Genomic DNA, 7,658 nt, shown 5'->3' on the forward strand with positions numbered 1-7,658 from the left:
CGCTCACTAATTAGCCTCATCCTAATTCAAGGAATTGACCATGAAACTCATACTCGTTTACGGTTCCAGCTTGGTACTTGCATCGGTCATTTACTGGACAATCGGTTACTTTATCAGCACACAGAATCTATTTTAGTTCAGGCACCATTTTTACCCATTTTCCAGAGCTTCCCATTTAGCGTAGGCCTGTTCGATTTTTTCCCCCAGGATTCTTAACTGCTCCAGCGTTTCACCAATTATTGCCTGATCCTGCTGATAAAACTCCACACTGTTGACAGAGTTTTCCACCTGCTGTTTTTCCTGCTCCCACTGTTCAATCAACGCGGGCAATTGCGCCAGTTCTCGTTGATCCTTGTAACTGAGTTTGCTCCGTTTTGATTTAAGGTTAGCAGATTTAGTATCACTCTTGCTGAGTATTTTAGCCTGCATCGGCTCCGAAGCCGCGCGTTGCCTGAGCCAATCATCGTAACCGCCAACGTATTCTCGAATTACCCCCTCACCTTCAAACACCAGAGTACTGGAAACAACATTATTAATAAAGCTCCGATCATGGCTTACCAAGATCAAAGTTCCTTTATAATCCAATAGTAACTCTTCCAGCAACTCCAATGTTTCCACGTCCAAATCATTAGTGGGTTCATCCAAGACCAACACATTGGATGGCCGACACAAGATCCTCGCCAACATCAATCGATTACGTTCACCACCGGATAGATTTCTTGCCGGCTCCCTGGCCTTTTGGGGAGTAAATAAGAAGTCCTGCAAATAACCGATCACATGCTTGCTCTTACCATTCACCGTAACGGTATCACTACCCAAGTTGAGATTATCAATGAGACTCTTATCCGGTTCCAATTGTTGTCGTTGCTGGTCAAAATAGGCCACTTGCAACTTGGTTCCCAACTCAACGTTACCGGAATCGGGTAGGAGTTCTTGCAGCAACAATTTGATCCAAGACGATTTACCAATACCATTAGGGCCGATTAAACCGATTCTATCGCCGCGTAAAACTCGTAGAGAAAAATCCTTAACCAACACTTTGCCGTCCAAGGTTAAACTCACATCGCTCAGTTGGGCTACCAGCTTACCGGAGGCATCTCCATCACTGCCGCTGAGTCGGGCGGTACCGCCTTGCCGGCGCCGTTGTTCTCTTTGTTGGCGCAAAGCTTTCAGCGCCCGAACCCTTCCTTCGTTTCGAGTCCGACGGGCTTTTATGCCCTGACGAATCCATTGTTCTTCCTGAGCCAGCTTCTTATCAAACTGAGCATGGTGCTCCTGTTCCACGGCCAAGCGATGTTCTCTTTTCTCCAAATAGTCCTTATACCCACCATTCCAGGATGTCATCCAACCTCGATCCAACTCTAAAATACGAGTGGAAACTTTTTGAACAAACGCCCGATCATGACTGATAAACAACACCGCACCGCTAAACTTCAATAAAACATTTTCCAACCATTCGATGGTTGCAATATCCAAATGGTTTGTGGGCTCATCCAAAAGCAGCAACTTGGGCTCAGACATAAACGCCTTTGCCAACAAGACTTTTCGAATCATGCCTCCAGAGAGCTGATTCAACTGCCAATCCTGATTAATATTCAGTTCAGAACAGATATTCGCTATTTTCTGATCCAAGCCCCACGCACCCAGCTCGTCCAAATCGTGCTGCAAGGCCGCCAATCGGTTTAGCCCTCCATGATTGGGGTCTTGTGCCAGTTGTCGTGTCAGCTCATGATATTCGTTTAATAAGGCCCCAGCCCCGGGCAAACCCAAGGAAAGCACCTCATACACACGGGTTTGCGCCTGAAACGGCACCTCTTGATCCAACGCCGTTATTTGATGGGCATCCAAACCACTAAAGGAGCCTTCATCTGCCGTTTGTAAGCCCTGCAAAACCCTAAGAAATGTAGATTTTCCACAGCCATTTCGGCCTAACAAACTAATACGTTCGCCGGCCTGGATTTCCAGGGACACACGGTCCAATAGAACTTGCTCGCCAAAAGCAAGACTGAGGTTTTTTATGGAAACTAATGACATAGAAGCTGCTGCAAATTGTTAAACGCCATTAGAGCAAATTTTAAGCTGTTAAGGAAGATCACTATGCCAACACTATTGCGCCTGCTGTTGTATTTCCTGATATTGATCCACCGTTAAACCGCTGAAAGCCAAGAGCTTGTCGCGATCACGCGTTTCTTCACACAGAATCGATACTCCAATATCAGCTTTAGCGCCAACAGCATCCGCATACATGTGGTGCGCCAGTTCCAGTATACAGGCATCACGTTGCATTTCATCATTGATATCCAGCAAAGGAATTCCACTGTGAAATGAATGCACCAATTCCGTATGCAACTGCGGCAACCGAAACTCTTTTACCATCATGGCACCCACAGTATCGTGCGTATACCCCAACGCCGCTTTCTCTCTTTGTGTTATCCCGCATGCCGAGTCGGCGTCGGCGAGCAAAGCGTCATAATCCTGAGCATAATTGACCGCCAGAGTAATCATCCCCACATCATGCACCAAACCCAAAAATTCCAAATCATCCTTGGCGTGGGGACACAACACCTGCGCCAACAAACGACAGCGATGCGCCACATGAAAGCAATGCCTCATAATCACCCCTGCCATCCCACCCGTGGCGGCCACTTCATGTAAAATGGCGGTCACCACGGCACTGCGGATGGATTTTAAACCTAACAACCGCATTGCAACCGGTACGTTGGCCACCTCTTGGGCACGGCGGTACATGGGTGAGTTAGCGTATTTAAGCAAAGCGGCAGCGACCAGTGGATCGCGCATGATCGTGCGTTCTAAAGCTTTCATGTCGGGCTCTGCCGAAGCCATAATACTCAATGCCTCTGTGGCACTGGCTCCTGCTTTGGGGAATTTGAGTTGATTTATATTAATCGCTTGCAACACGCCTACTCATGTCAGATCCATCAAAAAATAAACGACTCAAATACCGGTAAACTCTCACTGTCATTCAAAAACCGTTCTGCCACAATCACACCGCAGGCTGACCAGGTTTGAAAATAGTTAGCACGTCGACCAATCAATGTGCCCTTTTGACCGTCATAATATTCCGGCCAGTTATCTCGCGGTAATTTCTCCTTAGCCGTTTGCAACATTTTTTGCGCCAGGTCGTGATGCCCGGTGCGAATTGCCGCACCGGCAAAAGCCCAAATCAAGCAAGGCCAATGTCCTCCATTGTGATAGGACCAAGGCACATTCTTGGGATCACTGCCCGTAGTATAAGCCCATTTTTCACCACTCACCGCTGGATAAAGAATTTTCAGAGGCATTTGGCCCACCAAATCATCCCAGCGATGGCGATACAAATCCATCAACTGAACGGATTGTTCGTCTGTTGCCAAACCAAACATAACAGCCAGCAAATTGCCGAAAGCAAAAAATCGAAAGTCCATTCGCCCCGGCCCCAGGTTTCCCACAAAATAACCACTGTGTTCCGGTACCCAACCATCGATCCATTCAGGAATGGTTTCCGGGTAGATATTGAACAGGTTTACCGCATCCACGCCAAACTCCTCACTGCGAAACCGGTGTATTTCATTGAGTCGCTGGCGATCCAACCAGTAATAGATACGCACATAAGAGCGCAAGGTTTTCAGACGCTTGCTCACATTATTCAGCAGAGTTTGGGTTTCAGGGGTGGCCAATAACAATTCCTGTGCAGTGTGTAACATACCATAGAATAGTGATTGTATTTCTAATGGGTGACCATAGACCCCCATGCGCCGATCAATCATGAAGGAGGCATCGGGCACCAACATACCCGGTGATTGCTCAAAACTTTCTTTTAAATACAGTTGCAGTGTCTGGCGCATGCTTTCCTGAAACTCCGGGCTGTGGGCCAAGGCGATGTCGCCCGTCACCACAACATAGGAGCGCAATAACAGCATCCACCACATTGCAGAATCCACTGGCGCCACTCGACCAATAGCCCGGTCACCAAAATCGGCGGAGGGTTCTCCCTCTTTGGGAGTGCGAAAACTGGCCGGCATCAAGCCCATGGCCCGTTCGTGCCCTTCCATAACCGTCTGCTGAGCCTGCAAACGAACCACCATTTGCAGAAAATTTCGCACAATATCCGTATTTCCATCCATGAGAAACACCATGGCGCTGGGAACAAAATCACGAATGAAACATTCCTCGTAGTTTACCGCTTCCACCGTATTGTCCACGGCCGCGGCGGTTCCAACCGGCTGCTCTCGAAAATATAAGATGGATCGATTTAAGACATCATAGGCGGATTGAATGGCTGAATCGGTACTCATTGGGTACTCACAGATCCTTCTCAAATTCCATTGAATTATCAATTCATTAAGACTATGCCATTTAACCTATAATGCAACTTTGAAAAATTAGTTTCACTAAACTGATACAAAACAATGCAAGTAATTATTAACGTATTAGACTATACTAATAGTTAAACTATAAATCAGGAGCCGAACCACAACCCTGGAAAACGATAAAGCTGACAACAGGTCAAGCAAAATATTCTCCAGGCGACCCAGCTCCGTTTTAAAAAAGAAGCGGGAGAAAAAACATGAACACCCAGCGTTGTATTCATTTTCAATTTATGCCCATGGGCATGCGAGTGCTCTATACCTCTACACTCATCGTGCTGGGGATAGGATATTTGTTCGCCATGATTCATATCTTTGCGTCCCACGCCGGGCGTGACGGTGATCCAGGCTTATCGGTAGACGACCTCATCATTGCCTATAGCGGCAGCAAAAACGATACCCGGCTTGAGGCGGCACTAAAAGGTCCCATGGCCAATATGCTCCCCGGTGAAGAAACTGCCAAAATTGTTGCTTGGGTGCGCAGCGGTGCCGAGGAAAAGGACTTTAAAGCCAACGGGATTGATAAAATAGTCAAAGCCCGCTGTGTTACCTGCCACAGTGGCAAAAACCCCCATATCCCCAATCTAAGTGAGTTCGACAGCCTAAAGGAAACCGTACAAAAAGATACCGGGTTTGACATGTTTACCCTGGTACGGGTATCGCATATTCACCTGTTCGGTATCACTTTTATCTTTTTCATCTGTAGTTCTATTTTCTGTCACAGCTACATTAAACCCATCTGGCTCAAATGTGTCATCATCATGATTCCTTTCCTGGCGGTTATCCTGGATATTGGCTCTTGGTACTTGACTAAACTGTTCGAGCCCTTCGCTTGGGTAGTCATGATCAGCGGCGGCTTCATGGGATTGGCCTTTGCCGTACAGTGGATAACATCGATTTATCAAATGTGGTTTTTTAGACTGCCTCAGGAACTCATTGATAGCGATGGTGTGGTTTCTTAGTTACAACTTGGAACCTTATGCAGCAGGGACGCTGCACCATTGGTTTTACGACAGGTTTTACGACAGGTTTTACCGGCTTTACAACTCCGGCTTAAAGTCAGTGGTTTTCGCAACAGTTGTTTAAAAAATACGGGGGATAAACTTCAAGTAGGAAGCGGCGTGGCCTAACAGTATTTAGGAACGATAAACTCATCGCTGTAAATATCCTGCATGGAAGTCCCGGCTAGAAACACCGCACGTCGGGTGGCTTTCACGACCTCAGTGGTCCCGCAAATAAACGCCCGCCAACCTTTCAAATCGGGGTGATCCGCCAGTGCGAGATCCGTGGCTCTGCCATGGCGTACATTTTCGGGTGCGTTGCGAGATTGGCTCTGCACAAACGTAAACTGGGGATAATCCTCGCTTAAATGCCGCAGGCGTTCAAACAAATACAACCCTGCTGCATTACTGCTGCCGTGGTACAACTTTATGGGCCCTCGGTGCCCCTGAGTTAAAGCAGCACGTATGACACCAACCAAGGGCGACAAACCGCAGCCGGTCCCAATCAACAACAGGGGTTGATCCGGATCGCTATCCACATAAAAACAGTTTCCTGCTGCATGACTGATTTGCAAGCTGTCCCCTTCACACAGTTCCTCATGGATCCATGTGCTGACTGTCCCGCCTGCAACTTTACGCACGTGGAGTTCCAAATAATCATCCATATGCGGCACGCTGGCCAGTGAATAACTGCGACCCAACCCCGCTTCCTTGTAAAGCGTTAAATATTGCCCAGAGAAATAATCGTAGTTCTCGGGTCTTGTTAAACGGACACATACAATCTCAGGACTGAGCTGCTGTTTTTGGACAACCTGCGTGTCAAATATGAAACCCTCCGAATTGGGTAGAGCCACTTCCAGGTCCAATGAAGCCTTACAGCTGCAAGCCATGAAATAATTCTGACTAATCAGGGAGGATTTTAATCCTTTTTGGGCGCTCGAGGGAGGGTTGCCATCTACCGTGCGCATCAGGCAACCCTGGCAAATACCACTGCGACAGGAGTTCGGAACGGATATACCGTGGCGTTCCAAACACTCCAAAACGGATTCTTCCGCTTCTGCCTGGTATTTTTTTCCCTCGAACCGAACCATAGGCTTAGCGGCCTAGCACATCACTACGTGTGGTTTCAGCAATAGCTGCCACTTGTGCAATCAGTTCATCAGGTACATTGAGTTCTTTTAAGGTAGAACCCAGGTTTTCCACAACAGCATCAAAATGAGTGTCATTGAGGCCGCGCTCGACCAAATGGGCGTGCCCTTCACGCATATCCTTACCAGTATAATTATGCGGTCCACCGAAGGCCATCGTCAGAAAAGCTTTTTGCTTGGCCGCCTGAGCGTCCATATCCACATCATCAAAAAAAGAATTGATGCGATCATCAGCCAGTACTTTCCGATAGAAAATATCTACGGCCGCGTTTACAGCTGCTTCACCGCCCAATTTTTCAAATAAAGTGTCACTCATTTTAAACTCCTATTAACTTACATGGGATACAATTGCGTGGTATTCGCCACACAATCTATTAATGTATTTGAAATACATTTTATAGTTCCTTTTGCTATTGTCAACAAGAATTCCTATCGATTTCGTACTAAAATGACAAATATCATGCATAACTTACAAAACCACTCTGACACTGGACCCATTCCGCGAGGAAGCGTGATACACTTTTGTTCCATCCCACAATTGCCAATATCATGCAGCTGACACTACACACCGATTACGCTCTACGAGTTCTCATCTACCTGAGTTTAAAGCCGTCCGAGATGGTCACGATTGATGAAATAACCGACTATTATGGTGTGTCTCGCAATCACTTAGTGAAAGTGGTCCACCATTTGGCCACCCAAGGATTTATTAAAACCACCCGAGGAAAAAACGGTGGTATGCAACTGGCAGACAAACCGGAAAAAATTACCATCGGTTCAGTCGTGAGAAAAATGGAAGCAAACTTTGACATCGTGGAATGTTTCAACGACAAGAATGCCCGTTGTAATGTAGTCCCTATTTGCAACCTCAAATCTGTATTACAAAAAGCCAGCGCTAACTTCCTGAGCTACCTGGATCAATTTAGCATCGCCGATGCTGTGGACGCGGATAAACAGGCGGGAATTGTCATACCTTTCATTAAATAAAGGATTAAAGCTCAAGATAAGTTAAGGAACCTCTGATTAATTCCTGAATGAGCAGAGATGAGGAATAAATTGGTAAGTGCGAGGCGAAAAACGCAGGGAATATCGGGAATATTTTCAAGTTTTTCAACGAAGCAATTGACAATTTAGGCCTCATA

At 46.8% G+C, this 7,658-nt stretch carries 7 protein-coding genes; 2 read left to right on the plus strand and 5 right to left on the minus strand.

The genetic code is table 11. The features are described 5' to 3' along the window. Positions 1–150: 150 nt before the first annotated feature. The 3 genes from OEY58_10410 to OEY58_10420 all read right to left on the minus strand — a co-directional run bounded on the left by OEY58_10410 (position 151) and on the right by OEY58_10420 (position 4,295). Entirely contained in the window at positions 151–2,034 is a 1,884-nt protein-coding gene (locus tag OEY58_10410) for an ATP-binding cassette domain-containing protein (protein ID MDH5325863.1), read from the minus strand. A 72-nt stretch (positions 2,035–2,106) separates the two neighbouring features. Beyond that, positions 2,107–2,919: an HDOD domain-containing protein gene (locus OEY58_10415; GenBank protein ID MDH5325864.1), complete on the minus strand. Its 813-nt coding sequence runs from the start codon at positions 2,917–2,919 to the stop codon at positions 2,107–2,109. Between the two features lie 20 nt (positions 2,920–2,939). Beyond that, on the minus strand, positions 2,940–4,295 hold the full coding sequence (locus OEY58_10420) for a glycoside hydrolase 100 family protein (protein ID MDH5325865.1): 1,356 nt from the start codon (positions 4,293–4,295) through the stop codon (positions 2,940–2,942). 272 nt (positions 4,296–4,567) lie between these two features. Between OEY58_10420 and OEY58_10425 the strand changes: the two genes are divergently transcribed. Beyond that, on the plus strand, positions 4,568–5,329 hold the full coding sequence (locus tag OEY58_10425; GenBank protein ID MDH5325866.1) for an elongation factor-1 alpha: 762 nt from the start codon (positions 4,568–4,570) through the stop codon (positions 5,327–5,329). A 164-nt stretch (positions 5,330–5,493) separates the two neighbouring features. Here the strand turns inward: OEY58_10425 and OEY58_10430 are convergent, their stop codons facing one another. Both OEY58_10430 and OEY58_10435 read right to left on the minus strand, forming a co-directional pair. Further along, complete coding sequence (locus OEY58_10430; protein ID MDH5325867.1) at positions 5,494–6,459, minus strand: FAD-binding oxidoreductase; 966 nt, start codon at positions 6,457–6,459, stop codon at positions 5,494–5,496. A gap of 4 nt (positions 6,460–6,463) precedes the next feature. Then, a complete protein-coding gene (locus tag OEY58_10435; GenBank protein ID MDH5325868.1) occupies positions 6,464–6,832 on the minus strand; it encodes a group 1 truncated hemoglobin in 369 nt (122 codons plus the stop codon). 206 nt (positions 6,833–7,038) lie between these two features. Between OEY58_10435 and OEY58_10440 the strand changes: the two genes are divergently transcribed. Further along, positions 7,039–7,503: an Rrf2 family transcriptional regulator gene (locus tag OEY58_10440; protein ID MDH5325869.1), complete on the plus strand. Its 465-nt coding sequence runs from the start codon at positions 7,039–7,041 to the stop codon at positions 7,501–7,503. Positions 7,504–7,658 lie beyond the last annotated feature (155 nt).

The sequence above is a fragment of the Gammaproteobacteria bacterium genome (genome assembly GCA_029882975.1).
Lineage (GTDB): Bacteria > Pseudomonadota > Gammaproteobacteria > SZUA-152 > SZUA-152 > JAJDNG01.

Excerpts from the sequence above, each read along its gene's own strand:
- OEY58_10430 (MDH5325867.1), bottom strand. The coding sequence starts at position 6,459 with ATGGTTCGGTTCGAGGGAAAAAAATACCAGGCAGAAGCGGAAGAATCC.
- OEY58_10420 (MDH5325865.1), bottom strand. The coding sequence starts at position 4,295 with ATGAGTACCGATTCAGCCATTCAATCCGCCTATGATGTCTTAAATCGA.
- OEY58_10425 (MDH5325866.1), top strand. The coding sequence starts at position 4,568 with ATGAACACCCAGCGTTGTATTCATTTTCAATTTATGCCCATGGGCATG.
- OEY58_10410 (MDH5325863.1), bottom strand. The coding sequence starts at position 2,034 with ATGTCATTAGTTTCCATAAAAAACCTCAGTCTTGCTTTTGGCGAGCAA.
- OEY58_10435 (MDH5325868.1), bottom strand. The coding sequence starts at position 6,832 with ATGAGTGACACTTTATTTGAAAAATTGGGCGGTGAAGCAGCTGTAAAC.